The sequence below is a fragment of the Demequina activiva genome, assembly GCF_016862815.1.
Classification (GTDB): domain Bacteria; phylum Actinomycetota; class Actinomycetes; order Actinomycetales; family Demequinaceae; genus Demequina; species Demequina activiva.
This window is the reverse complement of sequence record NZ_BONR01000001.1, coordinates 456,949-472,960: the sequence shown is the minus strand read 5'-3', so window position 1 is coordinate 472,960 and position 16,012 is coordinate 456,949. Positions and strand designations below refer to the sequence as shown.

11 protein-coding genes, 1 tRNA gene and 1 pseudogene are annotated in these 16,012 nt (G+C 72.1%); 9 read left to right on the top strand and 4 right to left on the bottom strand.

All coding sequences use genetic code 11. The features are described from left to right. Positions 1-18 precede the first annotated feature (18 nt). The 6 genes from Dac01nite_RS02220 (at position 19) to Dac01nite_RS02195 (ending at position 8,436) form a co-directional block, all read left to right on the top strand. Complete coding sequence (locus tag Dac01nite_RS02220; protein ID WP_203653134.1) at positions 19-1,353, top strand: UDP-glucose dehydrogenase family protein; 1,335 nt, start codon at positions 19-21, stop codon at positions 1,351-1,353. Beyond that, positions 1,350-2,069, top strand: a complete 720-nt coding sequence (locus Dac01nite_RS12170; RefSeq protein ID WP_203653133.1) for a metal-dependent transcriptional regulator — start codon at positions 1,350-1,352, stop codon at positions 2,067-2,069. Before Dac01nite_RS02220 ends, Dac01nite_RS12170 begins: the two co-directional genes overlap by 4 nt. Positions 2,070-2,202: 133 nt before the next feature. Next, positions 2,203-2,934, top strand: coding sequence for a C40 family peptidase (locus tag Dac01nite_RS12165; RefSeq protein WP_203653132.1), 732 nt, complete (start codon positions 2,203-2,205; stop codon positions 2,932-2,934). Between the two features lie 135 nt (positions 2,935-3,069). Continuing rightward, positions 3,070-4,050 carry an aldo/keto reductase gene (locus Dac01nite_RS02205; protein ID WP_203653131.1) on the top strand — a complete coding sequence of 327 codons (981 nt, stop codon included), beginning with the start codon at positions 3,070-3,072 and terminating at the stop codon, positions 4,048-4,050. A gap of 65 nt (positions 4,051-4,115) precedes the next feature. After that, positions 4,116-4,188: transfer RNA gene (locus Dac01nite_RS02200), tRNA-Arg, on the top strand. A gap of 171 nt (positions 4,189-4,359) precedes the next feature. After that, positions 4,360-8,436, top strand: a complete 4,077-nt coding sequence (locus Dac01nite_RS02195) for a PDDEXK-like endonuclease domain-containing protein (RefSeq protein ID WP_203653130.1) — start codon at positions 4,360-4,362, stop codon at positions 8,434-8,436. A gap of 29 nt (positions 8,437-8,465) precedes the next feature. Here Dac01nite_RS02195 and Dac01nite_RS02190 read toward each other — a convergent pair. Both Dac01nite_RS02190 and Dac01nite_RS02185 read right to left on the bottom strand, forming a co-directional pair. Continuing rightward, positions 8,466-8,654: pseudogene (locus tag Dac01nite_RS02190) on the bottom strand (FmdB family zinc ribbon protein); the annotation flags it as partial. A 9-nt stretch (positions 8,655-8,663) separates the two neighbouring features. Beyond that, the gene (locus Dac01nite_RS02185; RefSeq protein ID WP_203653128.1) at positions 8,664-9,290 is read right to left on the bottom strand and encodes a 5-formyltetrahydrofolate cyclo-ligase; all 627 of its coding nucleotides are present in this window, start codon (positions 9,288-9,290) and stop codon (positions 8,664-8,666) included. Between the two features lie 100 nt (positions 9,291-9,390). Between Dac01nite_RS02185 and Dac01nite_RS02180 the strand changes: the two genes are divergently transcribed. From Dac01nite_RS02180 to Dac01nite_RS02170, 3 genes are read left to right on the top strand one after another with little or no spacing between them, the layout of a single operon-like run. Next, complete coding sequence (locus Dac01nite_RS02180) at positions 9,391-10,617, top strand: molybdopterin molybdotransferase MoeA (protein WP_203653127.1); 1,227 nt, start codon at positions 9,391-9,393, stop codon at positions 10,615-10,617. Positions 10,618-10,621: 4 nt separating this feature from the next. Beyond that, a complete protein-coding gene (locus Dac01nite_RS02175) occupies positions 10,622-11,197 on the top strand; it encodes a GNAT family N-acetyltransferase (RefSeq protein ID WP_239066462.1) in 576 nt (191 codons plus the stop codon). 52 nt (positions 11,198-11,249) lie between these two features. Next, positions 11,250-12,251, top strand: a complete 1,002-nt coding sequence (locus Dac01nite_RS02170; RefSeq protein ID WP_203653125.1) for a hypothetical protein — start codon at positions 11,250-11,252, stop codon at positions 12,249-12,251. 33 nt (positions 12,252-12,284) lie between these two features. On the opposite strand, the gene Dac01nite_RS02165 is transcribed toward Dac01nite_RS02170, so the two are convergent. Both Dac01nite_RS02165 and Dac01nite_RS02160 read right to left on the bottom strand, forming a co-directional pair. Further along, positions 12,285-13,592, bottom strand: coding sequence for a glycosyltransferase (locus Dac01nite_RS02165; RefSeq protein ID WP_203653124.1), 1,308 nt, complete (start codon positions 13,590-13,592; stop codon positions 12,285-12,287). Continuing rightward, the gene (locus tag Dac01nite_RS02160; RefSeq protein ID WP_203653123.1) at positions 13,589-15,901 is read right to left on the bottom strand and encodes a glycoside hydrolase domain-containing protein; all 2,313 of its coding nucleotides are present in this window, start codon (positions 15,899-15,901) and stop codon (positions 13,589-13,591) included. The genes Dac01nite_RS02165 and Dac01nite_RS02160 overlap by 4 nt, the downstream gene beginning before the upstream one ends. Between the last annotated feature and the right edge of the window lie 111 nt (positions 15,902-16,012).

Below are 16,012 nucleotides of genomic sequence, written 5' to 3'. Positions count from 1 at the left end.
GCCGATAGTCTGTGGCGCATGTCAGAGCGCATCGCAGTCTTCGGCACGGGCTACCTGGGCGCCACCCACGCGGCCGGCATGGCCGAGCTCGGCCACGAGGTCATCGGCGTCGACATCGACGCCGCCAAGATCGAGCGCCTCCAGCGCGGCGATGTGCCGTTCTACGAGCCCGGACTGCCGGAGCTGCTGCGCAAGCACGTCGACTCGGGACGCCTGCGCTTCACCACTGATGCCGCCGAGGCGGCGGCGTTCGCGGACGTCCACTTCATCGGTGTCGGGACCCCGCAGGTCAAGGGCGGCTACGGCGCGGACATGCGCTTCGTCGACGCCGTGATCGAGACGCTCGCGCCGCTGCTGACCCGCCCTGCCGTGATCCTGGGCAAGTCGACCGTCCCCGTGGGCACGGCGGCACGCCTGGCTGCCCGGGTGCGCGAGCTCGCGCCGGTGGGCGACCAGGCGCAGCTGGGATGGAACCCTGAGTTCCTGCGCGAGGGATTCGCGGTCCAGGACACTCTGCGCCCTGACCGGCTCGTGCTCGGCGTCGACGTGGATCACCCCGGTCGGATCGAGGAGGTCGCGCGCCGGGTCTACGCCCAGGCGCTCGAGCGCGAGACTCCGCTCGTCGTGACGGACCTCGCGACGGCCGAGCTCGTGAAGGTCTCCGCGAACGCGTTCCTGGCGACCAAGATCTCCTTCATCAACGCGGTGGCCGAGGTCTGCGAGGCCACGGGGGCGGATGTGCGCGACCTCGCGGACGCGATCGGCTACGACGAGCGCATCGGTCGCAAGTTCCTGGGCGCGGGGCTGGGTTTCGGCGGCGGCTGCCTTCCCAAGGACATTCGCGCCTTCATGGCTCGCGCGGGCGAGCTGGGCGTGGACCAGGCACTCACGTTCCTGCGCGAGGTCGACAACGTGAACATGCGCCGGCGAGAGCACGTGGTCCAGCTCGCGACCCGCGAGGTGGGTGGCAGCCTCAACGGTGCCCGCATCGCGGTGCTCGGAGCCGCCTTCAAGCCGGACAGCGACGACGTCCGCGACTCCCCGGCGCTCGATGTGGCGGGCAAGCTGCACCTGTCCGGGGCGCAGGTGCGCGTGCACGACCCGGAGGGCATGGACAACGCTGCGCGCATCTGGCCCACGCTGGACTTCGCGGGCTCGGCCGAGGAGGCCGTCGAGGAGGCGGACCTGGTGATCATCGCGACGGAGTGGCGGCAGTTCCGCGATCTCGACCCGGAGGCGGTGGGACGGCTCGTCGCCCACAAGCGCATCATCGATGGGCGCAACTGCCTGCCCGCCCAGAGCTGGATCGACGCGGGCTGGACGTACCGCGGACTGGGGCGGCATTCCGCATGAGCGACCTCATCGACACCACCGAGATGTATCTGCGGACCATCTACGAGCTCATCGAGGACGGAGTCACTCCCATGCGGGCGCGCATCGCGGAGCAGCTGGGCCACTCCGGCCCCACGGTGTCCCAGACGGTCGCGCGCATGGAGCGCGATGGGCTGGTGACTCTGGCACCCGATCGTCACCTCGAGCTCACGGACGCCGGCCGTGAGGCCGCGGTGCGCGTGATGCGCAAGCACCGGCTGGCCGAGCGGCTGCTGATCGACGTGATCGGCCTCGAGCTGCCCTACGTCCACGAGGAGGCCTGCCGTTGGGAGCACGTGATGAGCGACCGCGTGGAGCGCCGGCTGGTCGAGCTGCTCCACGAGCCGCGGGTGTCCCCGTACGGCAATCCGATCCCGGCTCTCGAGGAGCTGGGGCTCGCAGCCGACACGCCGGACGACACGCCAGTGATCTCCCTCGAAGCCGCTGCGGACAACGGTGTGGCCAAGGTCACGTTGGTGCGCATCGGCGAGAATCCTCAGGCGTCTGACGGGTTCCTGGTGGCCGCGGTCGCCGCCGGGTTGGTACCAGGCGCGACGGTGGAGGTCGCGGTGGATGGCGAGCGGGTCATGGCCAGCGCCGGCGGCGAGGGCCTGTCACTCAGTCGCGACGCCGCGCGGCACATCTTCGGACACCCTCGAGTTGGCGTTTCATCACAAATTGGTAACATGGGCGCCTAGTGACACAGAGGAGCACCACCTCGCGGGTTCGACGGAGGCGCTCGGCACAGTGCCGGGATGCCGTACGTTGGGCCAGGGAACATCGACGCATTGATGGCAATGCGGAAGGAACGAGACTTTGAGGTATGGATACATGCGCGCCAGGACGCGTGCAGTGGCGGCCACGGCCGGCGCAGCACTCGTCGTGGTGCCTCTCACGGGGGCCGCTGCGGCCGCTCTCGTCTCGCAGGACCTGACCACCGACGGCGTCAACCCCGACACCCTCGCCACCGCACCGATCGATGAGATCGCGTCGATCGAGGCCGGTGACGGCGCCGCCGCCGCCGACCTCGCTGGCGTCACCGCCTCGGTGACGGCGTCCGAGGACATCGACATCGACATCGCGACGCCGGAGATCTCCGTCAAGGAGGACCCGCCGCCGCCCCCGCCGCCAGCCGCAGCACCCGCGCCTGCGAGCACGAGCAGCAGCTCGAGCTCGTCGAGCGGAACGGGCGCTCGCCCGGTCGCGCAGTCCAGCGCCGTCGCCGCAGCCGTCTCCGGCTCCGCGATCATCGCTGAGGCAGCGAAGTACGTAGGCGCGCCCTACGTCTCCGGCGGCTCGTCGCCGGCCGGCTTCGACTGCTCGGGCTTCACGTCGTACGTGTTCGCCAAGTTCGGCATCTCGCTGCCGCGCTCGTCCGGCGCCTACTACAACGTGGGCACCCGCGTGGACTCGCCCCAGCCTGGAGACATCATCGTGTCGCCCGGCCACGTGGGCATCTACGCCGGTCCCAACCTGCAGATCGACGCGCCTCGCCCCGGCAAGACGCTGCAGTTCCGCGCGATCTGGCAGACCAACCCCACCTACGTGCGCGTGACGGGCTAGTTCCCGCAGCGCCCTCGAGAGCCGCCTTCCCTCCCTGGGAAGGCGGCTCTCGTGCTCTCCGGGAAGGTGAGGGGGCGTCGACGGGACGCCGCCCTCGCGTCGCGGACACTCCGGGCAGGGTCATAGGGTGGAGGCATGCGCACCTCCTTCGTACCGCGGCTGGGCCGCGAGATCTCGCTCATCGGACAGGGCTGCTGGCAGCTCGGCGCGGACTGGCACCACGTCGGCGACGACACCGCGCAGGAGATCCTCCGCGCGGCGGCCGATGCCGGCGTCACCTTCTTCGACACGGCGGACGTCTACGGCGACGGCCGTTCCGAGAAGGCGGTGGGGCAGTTCATCGCGGACCGTCCCGGTGAGGTGTTCGTCGCCACCAAGATGGGCCGGCGCGCGGACCCGCACGTCGCGGAGGCGTACACCCTCGACAACTACCGCCGCTGGACGGACCGCTCGCGCGAGAACCTCGGCGTCGACACCCTGGACCTGGTGCAGCTGCACTGCCCGCCGTCCGAGGTGCTCGCGGACCCTCGCACCTACGACGACCTGCGCACGCTGCGCGAGGAAGGTCGCATCGCGCACTTCGGCGTCTCCGTCGAGGAGTGCTCCGAGGCGCTCGACGCGCTGCGCGACCCCGACGTCGCCACGGTGCAGATCATCCTCAACGTGTTCCGCCGCAAGCCACTCGAGCAGGTCGTGTCGACCGCCAACGAGGCCGGCGTGGGCATCATCGCGCGTGTGCCCCTCGCGTCCGGCCTGCTGTCCGGCAAGTACGACGAGAACACCCAGTTCGCGGCGGAGGACCACCGCAACTGGAACCGCGATGGCTCCAAGATGAACATCGGCGAGACCTTCGCCGGCGTCCCGTACGAGGTGGGCGTGGACGCGGCCCGCGAGGTCGCGGCGCTCACGCCCGAGGGCTGGACCACGGCGCAGTTCGCGCTCGCCTGGATCGGAGCGGTGGGCGCTGCCACCATCATCCCCGGCGCCTCGAGCCCCGATCAGGCGCGCGCGAACGCTGGCGCGGCGGACATGCCGGAGCTCGACGAGCGCACCATGGCGGACCTCGCGGCGATCTACAACGACCGCATCAGGGAGCACGTCCACGCCAAGTGGTGACCCTCACATCGGCCGTCCTGTGCCGGTGAGAATGGCCGATGCGGGTACCCTCGTAGGTGCCCCAGGCGCCTGTAGCTCAGGGGATAGAGCACCGCTCTCCTAAAGCGGGTGTCGGCAGTTCGAATCTGCCCAGGCGCACCTTTGACGGTCGAAGTTGACGACGCCTGCCCCGAGGGTTCACAATCTCGCTGACGGTGCGTGTCGGCTGCCTAAGTCGGCGCGCACTGTTTCTGCGTTCGGGCGGCCGTGCGCCGTGCGCGGACGGCGTGGTGAGCGGGGCGCTCAGGTGCAGCCGGATACCGTAGGGGAGTGGTGGATTACATCGGGCGCGCGCTGGTCGCGGACGCCCTTCGCGAGTGGCGCGAGCAGCTGCAGGACCGTGCGACGGTCTCGCCGCTGCGCGACCTCGTCGCCACCCAGGCCAGCCTGATCGACCTGCGCTCCAGCCACCCTTCCGGACTTGCCCAGCTGTTCGCGAGCCGCCCCACCGCCATCTCCTCGCTGCTGCGCGACAGCCAGGCGCGCGAGGGCGGGCTGCACCGCGCGCGGCTCATCATCGACGAGGCGGAGCGGGTGCGCGCCGCCACCGGAGCGTGGACCCCGGCGCTGGTGATCGGCACCGTGGCGTTCACCACGGAGGACGGCCGCGTCGAGATGCCGCTGCTGATGCGTGCGGTGGGCCTCGACCGCTACCGCGCGGACGACGTCCAGGTCACGCTGCGTGACGACGTGTTCCTCAACCCCGTGTTCCTGTCCGTGGTGCGCGAGCGCGCGGTCTTCGCGGGGAAGGAGCTCACGCTTCCGCAGGTCACCGCGGGCCGCGACTTCGATCCGCGGCCGCTGTGGGAGGCGGTGCGCGGGCTCACGGAGCTGCTGGGTGACGACCTCGAGGTGCTGGACCGGCTGCTGCTGGGGGTGTTCGACGACCCCGAGCAGCGTCTGCTCGACGATCTCGACGACTGCGATCCCGTGATCGCCGCGTCCACCGTGCTGGCCGCCGCCGCCGGGGACAAGGACGCCGTCGCACTGCTCAACGAGCCGTTGCCGGCCTTCCCGCGCGGCGACCGCGACCCGTTCGCCGAGCGCGGCGTGGGCGACCTCGACGACGTCCAGTTCGCGGTGCTCGACCTGATCGCCACCGGACGCGACGTGTTCCTCCAGGCTCCCCCTGGCGCCGATGCGGTGGGCATGGCCGCCGCGGTGGCGGCGGACGGCGCCGCATCAGGCAAGACCGTGGGCGTGGTGGGCGGAGCGGACCGCACCCTGGCGGCGATCACTGACCGGCTGAGGCTGCTGGGAGCGCCCGACCTCGTGGTCGACGCGACCGTGCCGCAGTGGAACGCCGAGGCCCGGGCGCGCCTGCTCGAGTCCATCACGATGGGCACTCCCCAGGTGGACGACGCCGCGCTGCGCAGCTCGGGAGAGACGCTGCTGCGCACGCGCGCCGAGCTGCATCGCCGCTTCGACGCTCTGCACCGCTCCCACCGCCCGTGGGGGGTGAGCGTGTTCGAGGCCGTGCAGTCCATCGTGCGGCTCACCACCTCGGATCCTGCGCCCGGCACCACGATGCGGCTGTCGCGCGACGCTGGCGCCGTGGTGGCGGAGCACGGGTTCGCCTCGGTCGCGCACGCCATCTCGGCGGTGCTGCGCCCCCCGTCGGAGGACGAGCCGGAGCCCGTGGAGGAGCCCGCGGAGCCGCAGACGTCCGGCGGCGACCCCTGGTGGAAGGACGCCGTCGAGCCCGACGAGGGAGTGCGGCTGGACGAGGCGCTGTCCACGCTCCTGGGCCGGGTGATCCCCAAGCTGCGCGCCGAGGCCGCGATCGCCGCTCACGAGACCGGAGTGGACGAAGCGGGGTCGATGGACACCTGGGTGGACCAGGTGACCATGTTCGAGCAGCTCCGGGAGATTCTGGAGATCTTCTCGCCCGCGGTGTTCCACCGAGCGCTGCACGACCTGGTGGCGGCGACCGCGCCGCATGGATCACCGCGGCACGTCGACCTGCCTCGCCGCGAGCGGCGCGCCCTCATGCGTCGCGCCGTCGAGCTGCTGCGGCCCGGGCGCGGCAAGGAGTCGCTGCATGCAGACCTGGTGAGGGCCCACGAGCTCGCGCTCCAGTGGCGCCACCACTGCTCCGCCGGCGGCTGGCCCACCGTCCCCGACGACTACGACATCTTCTCCGAGCGAGTGGCCGAGGCCGTGTCGCTGTGGGGGACGCTGCGCGAGCCCGTCGAGACCGCGCTCGACGAGGCGGACCTCGCGAGCGCGCCGTGGGACGAGATGGTCGGGGTGCTGGACCGCCTGGGTCAGGGACTGCCCGGCACCCTCGAGGTGTCGAGCTCCGAGCCCTTGGGCCTCGATGTCGAGGCCGCTGGCTTCGGGCCGCTGATCGAGGACCTGCGCTCGCGCGACGCGGACGATGCCCAGGTGCGACGCGACCTGGAGTTCGCGTGGTGGGCCGCGGCATTCGACGCGATCGTCTCCTCGGACGCCGCATTGACGGAGTACGGCGCGCTGGGCGAGGCCGTGGAGCGCTTCCGCAGCGCTGACGCGGCCTTCGCCGCCTCGCGCATCGGCCCTCTGATGCGAGCCGCAGCCGAGCGGCGCCGTACGGCCATCGCCCGTCACCCCGACCTGGCGCGGGATCTCTTCGCCGCGCTCGTCGAGGGTGGGGAGGCGTCGATCAAGGAGCTGTGGCGGGACTTCGGCCCGCTGGCATCCGCGCTGCGCCCCATCGTGGTCGCCAAGGCCGAGCAGGTGTCACGGCTCGCGCCTCCCTCCCGCGTGTTCGACGTCGCCGTGGTGGTCGCCAGCGAATCCTTGGCGCTCGCGGAGCTCGTGCCCGTGCTCGCCCGCGCGAAGCAGGTGGTCGTGGTGGGCGATGCGCACGCCGCCACGCGCTCGGCGATCTCCGTGCTGGCCGCGATGCTGCCGCGCGTCACCCTGCACGCCACCCCCCAGCCCCGCGACGTGCGCGTGACTGCCGTGCTCAGCCGGGCCGCGTACGGGCGCAGCGTCGAGGCACTGCCGGCGGCCGAGCAGTCCGGCGCGTTCCAGGTGCGCCACGTCGATGGCGTGGGCGCGCCGGTCGCGGGCGCCGATGCGGTGGAGTCCACGCGCGCCGAGGTCTCCGCCGTGGTCGAGCATGCCCAGCAGTCCCACGGTTCGCTCCCGCGCCACTCGCTGATGATCATCGCGGGCAACGACCTGCACGCCGCGCGACTGCGCGAGGGTCTGCGCGAGCGCTCGTCGCGGCTGGCGGCGACCGTCCCCGTCGCGGTGCTCGGGGACGTGGCGGGCCCCGTCGTCGACGAGGTGGTGCTGTCGCTGGGGTTCGCGCGCGACTCCCGCGGCACCGCGCCACGCGGCCTGGGTGCGCTGTCCGAGTCGTGGGGCCGGGAGGCGCTGGTCCAGGCGCTGGTCGCGACGCGCGAACGCCTCACCGTGTTCTCGGCGCTGGACGCCGCACACCTGCCCGCCGACGGTGTCGAGGGAGCAGGCACCGAGGATCTGCGAGACCTGCTGCAGGCCGCCGGCGAGCAGGCGATCGCGCCCGAGCGACCGGAGCCCGCACCCAGCGACTGGCTGCTGTCCGACGTGGCTCAGCGGCTGCGCCTGGCGGGATACGCCGTGCACGTGCGCTACGGCAACGGCCCCGATGCGGTGCCCATGGTCGTGGGCGGCAAGCGCGACCGCGGCTACCGGGTGGCCGTCGTCACCGATGAGGCGGCTCCTGCGGGCTCCGCGTCGCTGCGCGACCGGATGCGCTGGCAGCGGGCGTCGCTGGAGGCGCTCGGCTGGCGCGTGGTGTCCCTGTGGACCCTCGACGTCTTCATGGATCCCGATGCGGCCGCCGACCAGGTGATGGCGGCTCTGGAGGACACCGGGCCCCAGATGGTGCAGGAAGCTCTCGAGATCGAGGTTCCTGCAGCACCCCCGAACGCGCCTGATGGCCCAGGAGAGCCCCACGCGGAGCCAGCCCCCGCACCGGTCGAGGTTCCGGGAATGCTCGAGCTCGACGAGCTCGGCCAGGAGGCTCCCGACGACGTGGAGGACGAGGCCGAACCGAGCCTGGTCGTCGCAGAGGAGCCAGTGTCGGAGGAGCCCGCAACGGAGGAGTCAGCGCCGGAGCAGTCGGCGGAGGACGCCGAGGAGCCTGGCGAGTCCGAGGAGTCCGAGGAGTCCGAGGAGTCCGACGAGCCCGCGCCTCCTGCGCCGCGCTCCGCCGGCCCGGCGCGGTCAGGCTCGGCGAAGGATCGTCTCCGCGGAGCGGACCGTCCCCTGATCCCCACGCGCGCGTCCGAGGATGTCGACGAGGGCTGGGGTGGGCGTGATCACGATGACCGCGCCGAGGAGCTCAAGAGGGAGCGTCCGCCGCACTGGTGAGCCGCTGCGGGGGCAGGACGTCAGGAGTCAGACTTGGCGGCCGCGCGGGAGTCCGTGCGGTAGAAGCCCGAGCCCTTGAACGTCACGCCCACGTTGCCGAACACGCGACGCAGCGAGCCCTCGCATGAGGGGCAGGCCTCGAGAGCGTCGTCGTGGATCGACTGGACAGCATCGAACGTGTGACCGCAGGCTCGGCAGGCGTAGGCGTACGTGGGCATGGGCGTATTCTACGCCGTCAGCGCGGTGGTTCCCTCCGGAGTGATGACGCGGTGCACGCCCACGTCGTGCGACTCGCGCGGGAGGGCCAGCTCGTCGGGCCCGCGGAACTCGGCGGCGAAGGTGAGCGCGACGATGGGCACCCGGGGATCGAGCCCCTCGAGAGCGCGGTCGTACCAGCCGCCGCCCTGGCCCAGGCGGGTGCCGGTGCTGTCCACCGCGAGGGCGGGGACCACCACCACCTGCGCGTCGCCGATCGCGTCGGGCGGCAGGAACTCGCCGGACGGCTCGGGGGGCCGGCCGGGGGCGCGCTCGATGAGGTCCTCGGCCCCCTGATACAGCGACCAGCCGCGCTGGAGGCCGTCACCCAGGCGCGGCACCAGGATGCGCACGCCTCGCTCGTGGAGGGCCTCGATGAGAGGCAGGGTGCCGGGCTCGTGGGTTCTCGACGCGTACACGGAGACGCAGTCCGCCTGGACGATCTCCGGCAGCGCGAGCACGTGGTCGCGCAGCTGCTCTGCGAGCTCGGCACGCCGTCGTTCCGAGCGATGCAGACGAGCCTTGCGGATCGAGGTCCGCAGCTGCGCCTTCGCGTCCTCGGGAGCCGGTGCGCGGGTGCCTGGGTGGTGCGTCGACATGATCCCCATTGTGGCAGTCAGGTGTGTCACGCGTGTGACGCGCGTGCCCGCGATCCGCCGTGGTTGCCCGGCGCGCGCGGGGCACGGGACAATGGGGGGCATGAGCGCACGCAGCCTTGCCGATCACCGCGATGCCGTGGCACAGGCGCTGCGTCCCGGCCTCGTCCTCGACGTGCTGCTGGCTGACGCCGTGGGTGCCACGCTGGCTGAGCACCTCGTCGCGGGCGCGGATCTGCCCCCGGCGCCCGTGGCGGAGCGCGACGGCTACGCGCTGCTCGCCGAGGACACCGCGGAGGCGGGCCCCGAGCAGCCGGTCACGCTGGCGGTGTCGCACGATGTCAGCTTCGACGCCCGCGCGCCGCGCCGGCACGTGCGCCGCGCCGCCGCGCGCATCCCCTCGGGTGCGCCGGTGCCCATGGGGGCCGATGCGGTGGTTCCGCTGACGGACACGGACGGTGGCGTGGCGAAGGTCGCGATCTTGAGGCCGGTGCGCGCGGGAGACGGCGTGCGGCCCGCGGGCTTCGACGCGACGAGCGGCGCCGTGCTGGTCTCGGAGGGCACTCGACTGGGGCCGCGTCAGATCGCTGCGGCAGCCGCGCTGGGTCGCGTGCGCGTGCGGGTGCGACCCGTGCCCCGGGTGGTGGTGATCGCGGTGGGCGACGAGCTGATCGAACCGGGCGCGAGTCGCCCCGGCGGTGGCGTCCCCGAGGCCACCACCCACATGATCGCGGCGCTGGTCCAGGAGGCCGGCGCCAAGCCCTATCGCGTGGGAGCGGTGCCGGACGACGCGCTGCAGCTGCGTGCCGCGCTCGAGGACCAGCTGGTGCGGGCGGACATGGTCATCACCACGGGTGGGCTCTCGGATGCCGCTCAGGACACGGTCGCAGAGGTGCTGAGCCGCATGGGGTCGTTCGACGTGGTCGACCTGCAGCTGCGACCGGGCCGCCGTCACGGGCTGGGCGTGATCCCTGCGGGCGAGCGCGACGTGCCGGTGGTGGCGCTGCCTGGGTCGCCTGCGGCAGCGGCCATGGGCTTCGAGGCCTACGTGCGCCGTGCGGTACGCGTCCTGTGCGGCCACCCGAACGTCGAGCGTGCTCCCTTCCGGGCCCGCTCGCGACGCCGGTGGATCGCTCCCCCGGGAGTCGTGACGGGCATGCCGGTCGTGGTGGATCGCGACGACTCCGGGCGCCTCGCCGTCACGCCGCTGGGTGCAGAGAACCTCTCGCTCGCGGATCTCGCGAGGGCCGATGCGGTGGTGTGGAGCGGGCCCGAGCCCCGGGTGGTCGACGTCGGGGACGAGGTCCAGTGCACGGTGTGGGGCGGGTGAGGCGGTGAAGCCCGTCCAGCTCGAGTCCGGACCCGTGGTGCTGCGCTGCCTCGAGCGCAGCGACGAGACCGAGTGGATGGCGGTCCGTCGCCGCCACCGCGCCTGGCTCGCGCCCTGGGAGGCGGCGTCACCGCCGGGGCGCGTCGAGCGCTCGGTGACGTTCCCACAGCTGGTGCGCCGAGAGCGGCGGCAGTGGAAGGACGAGTCGGGCTACCCCTTCGTGCTGCTCCACGACGGCGCCCTCGTGGGCCGCGTGACGGTGTCAGGGGTGCGCTGGGGCGCGGAGTGCGGCGCCTCCATCGGCTACTGGATAGCGCAGAGCCACGCGGGACGAGGGCTGATGCCCCGCGCCGTCGCGCTCGCGAGCGAGTTCGCGTTCTCGCGCGGGATCCACCGGCTCGAGATCGCGGTGCGGCCTGAGAACACGGCGAGCCTGAAGGTCGTGCACAAGCTGGGCTTCCGCGAGGAGGGGATGCGGGCCTCGTATCTGTACATCGATGGGGCGTGGCGGGACCATCGAGTGTTCGCTTTGACTCAAGGCGAGGCCAGAACGGGCCGATATTGGTCGGAGGTCTCCTGACACGCCGCGCCCCATGCGCGCCTGAGGGTCCCGACGGCCGTACCGTCGTGGCATGGTTCCAGCAGGCCTCCTCGCGATCATCGCGCTCGGACTCGTGGTCGCGTACGTCCTGCCGCAGCGGGTGAAGGAGCGCGGCGAGTACGCGCTGGTCCGGGTGGACGATCGCTACTCGTCGGACATGCGCGTCGTGAAGTCCTCGGCGACGCGCGTCGAGCGCGCCGCGAGCCGCCCCTCGACGGACTCGGGCGAGGTTCCGCTGCTCGCGACCGGCGCCCAGCGGGCATCGCGGGCGAGCGACCGTGCGGAATCCATGTCGCGTCCCGCGACGCCGCTGGACCGTGCGGCCGTCCACGCCCAGCGCGAGCGGATCGCGCTGCGTCGCGACCGCGCACGCCTCCAGGCCGAGCGCGCCGCGCAGGCTCGACGCCGCGGCGTGGTCGCGTTGGGCGCGGTCATCCTGACCACCGTCGCGTGGTCCCTGGTGATCTTCGCCAGCGCCGCAGCGATCCTGGGCGCCATCGCGACCGCGGTGCTCGTGGGAGTGGTGACGTCCAGCACGCGTGCCGCCTCCGCCCAGCGCGCTGCCGATGCGGAGCTGCTCGCCGTCTCGCGCGAGGTCGAGGCAGCCGCCACCGCCACCCAGGCCCTGCGCATCGTCTCTCGTGAGCGCGCTGCCGGTCACGAGGCGGAGCCGAGCGACGTCGCGACCCAGGCCATCCGCATCGTCACGGCAGAGGACCTCGCACCGCTGGCCGCGCCCGCCGTGGTGCCGTCGCCGGACCTGCCCGCCGTCGAGCAGGAGAGCGCGCCGTGGAAGCCGCAGGACCTCCCTGCCCCCGCCTACACGCTGAAGTCGACCGTGCGTCAGCGCGAGGCGCGCCCCATCTCCGCTGATGACTACGACGCCGCGAAGGCACGTGCCGCCCGCTGGGGCGACCTGCGCGCGGACGACGCCCCCGAGCACCCGACGGCATCGCACGAGCTCCAGGAGGCCGCTCCTACGACGGCCGCGCTCGACGCGATCCTGGCGCGCCGCCGCCGCGCGAGCGCCTGACGCCTCGGCGCTGATCGACGCGTCGCCGGAGCGTCAGTCCGGCAGGCGTGCGAACGACCGAGCTGCCTGCTGGTCCGCGACGCGGGCGAACAGCCGCTCGAACACGGGACCGCGGTCGAACTGCAACGCGTAGTCCCGTGCGCGTGAGCGGTGCGCCGCCCGTGCGGCGTCGTCCATCCCCAGCACCGCCGTGTCGATCGCGCCGGCGATGGCCTCGGGAGCGTCGACCGGCACCACGAGCGCGGTGTCTCCCACCGCCTCCGGGATCCCTCCGGTCGAGGTGGTGATGACCGGACCGCCGCCGGCGAGCATCTCCTCCACGAGCGCGATGCCGAACGTCTCCGTGAACTCGGGCCGGGGCTTGCTCGGCAACGCGTAGACGGCGCACGCGGACATCAGGTGCGGCTTCTCCTCGTCGCCCACGTCGTCGAGGAACACGATGCGGTCGCTCGCGGTGGAGTTCGCGGCATACTCGCGCAGCTCCTCCGCCTCCGGTCCGCGTCCCGCGATGACCAGCTGCAGCGAGTGGCCCGCCATCGAGGCGGCGAATCCGTCGATGAGATCGTCCACTCCCTTGGCGGCGCCCAGTCGCGAGAGGTACAGGACGTAGCCGTCGCGATCCAGGCCGCGCCGCGCGAGCACCCGCGCCGTCTCGTCGGCGTCGAGCCCCAGGTACGCGGACGTGTCGATCGCCGGGTACGAGATCGCGACGCGCTCGCGGCACTGAGGCGCGAAGCGGGTGCCGTGGCGCGCGTCGATCTCCTCCGCGGCTGCCACGATCACCTCCTTGGTGTACTCCGACACCGCCACGCAGACGTCCTGGCTCAGATAGCTCGACAGCACGTGCGCGGCCGCGCCGAACCTGCCCTGCTCGACGCACGCCCGCACCACGTCCGTGACGTCCGAGCCCACTGCCTCCGCGATGGTGACCACGTTCACGGGCAGGCCCGTCGCACGCGCCGTGCGCACCGCATCGGCCACGGCGATGGTGTGCGGCGACAGATACAGCGACATGCAGACGGTGGGGATGCCGTCCGTGAACAGCTCGACCAGCCGGCCCGTCAGCCCCGCCAGGTAGCGGCCGTCCGGGATCTTGTAGCCGCCCACCGGCTCGGGACGCTCGACGACGATGCCAGGGCTGTATGGCATGACGGTGTCGAGCGGCTTGAGCGGCAGGCCGGTCTCCTCGAGGCGATCCAGGGGCCACGTGACGATGCGCACCTCGTCGAAGCCGCGGGTGAGTGCCGCCTCCGCGAGGTTGCGGGCCTCACCGGAGTGGCCGCAGATGACGGGATCGGCGCGGACGACGATGACCAGGCGCCGGTCGGGACGTGCGTTCATGGTGCCTCCTCGGGTGCGGGACTCTCGATGGGTGGGGTGAGCGGCGGCGGCGTGGGGCCGGCCGAGGTGGGCGACGGCTGGTCCTGCGTGCTGTCTGCGGGAGGGGTGCTCTCGCCGGCAGGGCGGAACGAGGGGGGACGATGCTCACGACCCCAGTCCGAGGGCTCGGGGCCCAGCGCGATGTGGAGCCGACCGCCCTCGTGGAGATCGCCGCCGGCGATCCACGAGCGGGCCACAGGAGCGCCGTTGAAGGTGACGGCCTGCACGTACTGCACCGGCCCGCCCGGGGTGGGCTCGACGAAGCCGGACGTGTCGATGGTGAGCGTGCCCCGCGCCATCGGCATCGACGCGTAGCGGAACGCGGGTGGGTGGATCAGAAAGATGTTCTGCCCGGCCACGGGGAACAGGCCCAGCGACGCCCAGACGTACCAGCTGGACAGGCCGCCCGAGTCGTCGTTGCCGGGAAGCCCGCCGCGCCCCGTGCTGAACTGCTGGTTGACGACGGCGTGCACCACCTCAGCGGTCCGATCGGGACGCCCGGCGTAGTAGTACGCCCACGGCGCCTCCATGTCCGGCTCGTTGTTGAGGCCCTCGAAGCGACCCAGCGCATAGCCGGCGGCCATCTCCTCGGCGGATGGCCTCAGGCCCGGCTGGACCACAGCATCGGCCCCATAGCCGAAGAACTCGTCCAGCATCCGCACGAAGGCCTCGTCGCCGCCGGCCAGCTCGATGCGGCCCGCCATGTCGTGCTGCAGACGGAACGAGTAGTTGTGCCGCGTCCCCTCGTAGTACGTCGAGTCCTTGAGCAGGCCGGTGTCTCGATCGAAGGCGTTGACCCAGCGCGTGGCGAGGTCCTCGAACTCCTGCGCCAGCGCATCGTCCTCCACCACCTGTGCGACATGCCGCGTGCACCAGTACCCGAACGCGATGTCGAGCGTGTGGCTGATGGGGTGCGCGTGACCGTGCTGCAGGAAGTCCTCGCCGTAGGTGCGTCGCAGGTCCGTCGCGAGGTGCACCAGCGCCCAGTCCCAGTCGATGCCGGGAAGCCCCAGCTGGCAGATGTCGCTCAGCAGCGTGTGCGCGAGCGCGCTGCCCTGGCGGCCGAACCTGTCCGAGCCGCGCGCCATGCGATAGCCGATGGGCAGGTTGCCCTCCTCCTCGCAGATGGTCAGCAGCGCGTTGGCGAGCTCCACCGCACGCTCCGGCATGAGCGCCGTGAGCAGCGGCAGCTGGGTGCGGTAGATGTCCCACATGGTCGAGATGTCGAACACCCACGGACCCTTGGACGGCCAGAAGGGGCTCTCGTCCGCGGCGAAGGAGGGCTTGATGAGCGAGTGGTACAGCGCCGTGGCAAACACCTCGCGGCGCTGCTGCGACGGGGTCTCCACCTTGATCGCGTCGAGCACGTCGCGCCACTCCTGCGCGGTGCGGGCACGGCGGGACTCGAATGCGGGCGAGCGCTCGTCGCAGTCGCGGCGCAGGTTCTTGCGAGCCTGGTCCACTCCGCGCAGCGAGAAGCCGATGCGCAGCTCGACGGTCTGGCCGGCCATGGACGGTCCGGCCCACATGAGCCCGAAGGGTCGCAGGGTGGTGGGGCGGATGTGATCGAGGTCCAGACGCGTGCCGCCTGGCATGAGGCGGCGGTCGTACCAGAGCATCTGGCGCCAGCCGTCGACATCGCACTCCAGGTGGACCGCGAGCGGCGCGCCCTCGACCACGATCTCGCCCTGGGTGACGCCCGGCGCGACGGACTCGAGGTGGCCGCGCAGCGGCACGGTCGCGCCGTAGGGGATCGCGAGACCGCCCGCAGAGAAGTCCACCACCACTCGCGCGTCGCGGTGCTCGGGGAACGTGTAGCGGTGCACCGCGCTCTTGGGCCCCACCGTGATCTCCGCGCGCACGCCGTTGTCGAGCGTGGCGGAGTAGTAGCCCGGGCTGGCCTGCTCGTTCGTCAGCTCCCACGAGCGGCCCAGGACGTCCAGGGGCTCGAGCATGGGGCTCACGCGGAAGTAGTTGTAGTACTTGCGGATCGCGCCGGTGCCGGACTGCTGGAAGTGCGTGAAGCCCGAGGCGTGGCTGCCGTCGTGCAGCCGCGGCGGCACGCCCTCGGTCGACAGGTCGTAGGGCCCGTAACCCGTGGGGTAGCCGCCCGAGTACGCGCACGCGGACACCATGCCCAGGGGGTAGGTCGCGCCGGGGTGGGTGTTCCCCACCTGGGGCTTGGGCCACCACCAGGTCGCGGCCAGTCCTGACGGAGACGGCAGATCAGTCTCGGCCGTCCCGATGAAGGGATCCACGTGCTCGATCACCGGCGTACGCCTCCGTCCTCGTCAGGCGGTCCAGGACCCTGCACCGCGCCCGACGCTATGGGACGACGCTAGGCGGTGCGCATTCCGAGCGCATTACGAAGGTGTGACGAT

What these genes read in the sequence shown, in the direction of transcription:
- Dac01nite_RS02220 (WP_203653134.1), top strand. Translation starts at nt 19, where the DNA reads ATGTCAGAGCGCATCGCAGTCTTCGGCACGGGCTACCTGGGCGCCACC.
- Dac01nite_RS12170 (WP_203653133.1), top strand. Translation starts at nt 1,350, where the DNA reads ATGAGCGACCTCATCGACACCACCGAGATGTATCTGCGGACCATCTAC.
- Dac01nite_RS12165 (WP_203653132.1), top strand. Translation starts at nt 2,203, where the DNA reads ATGCGCGCCAGGACGCGTGCAGTGGCGGCCACGGCCGGCGCAGCACTC.
- Dac01nite_RS02205 (WP_203653131.1), top strand. Translation starts at nt 3,070, where the DNA reads ATGCGCACCTCCTTCGTACCGCGGCTGGGCCGCGAGATCTCGCTCATC.
- Dac01nite_RS02185 (WP_203653128.1), bottom strand. Translation starts at nt 9,290, where the DNA reads ATGTCGACGCACCACCCAGGCACCCGCGCACCGGCTCCCGAGGACGCG.
- Dac01nite_RS02180 (WP_203653127.1), top strand. Translation starts at nt 9,391, where the DNA reads ATGAGCGCACGCAGCCTTGCCGATCACCGCGATGCCGTGGCACAGGCG.
- Dac01nite_RS02170 (WP_203653125.1), top strand. Translation starts at nt 11,250, where the DNA reads ATGGTTCCAGCAGGCCTCCTCGCGATCATCGCGCTCGGACTCGTGGTC.
- Dac01nite_RS02165 (WP_203653124.1), bottom strand. Translation starts at nt 13,592, where the DNA reads ATGAACGCACGTCCCGACCGGCGCCTGGTCATCGTCGTCCGCGCCGAT.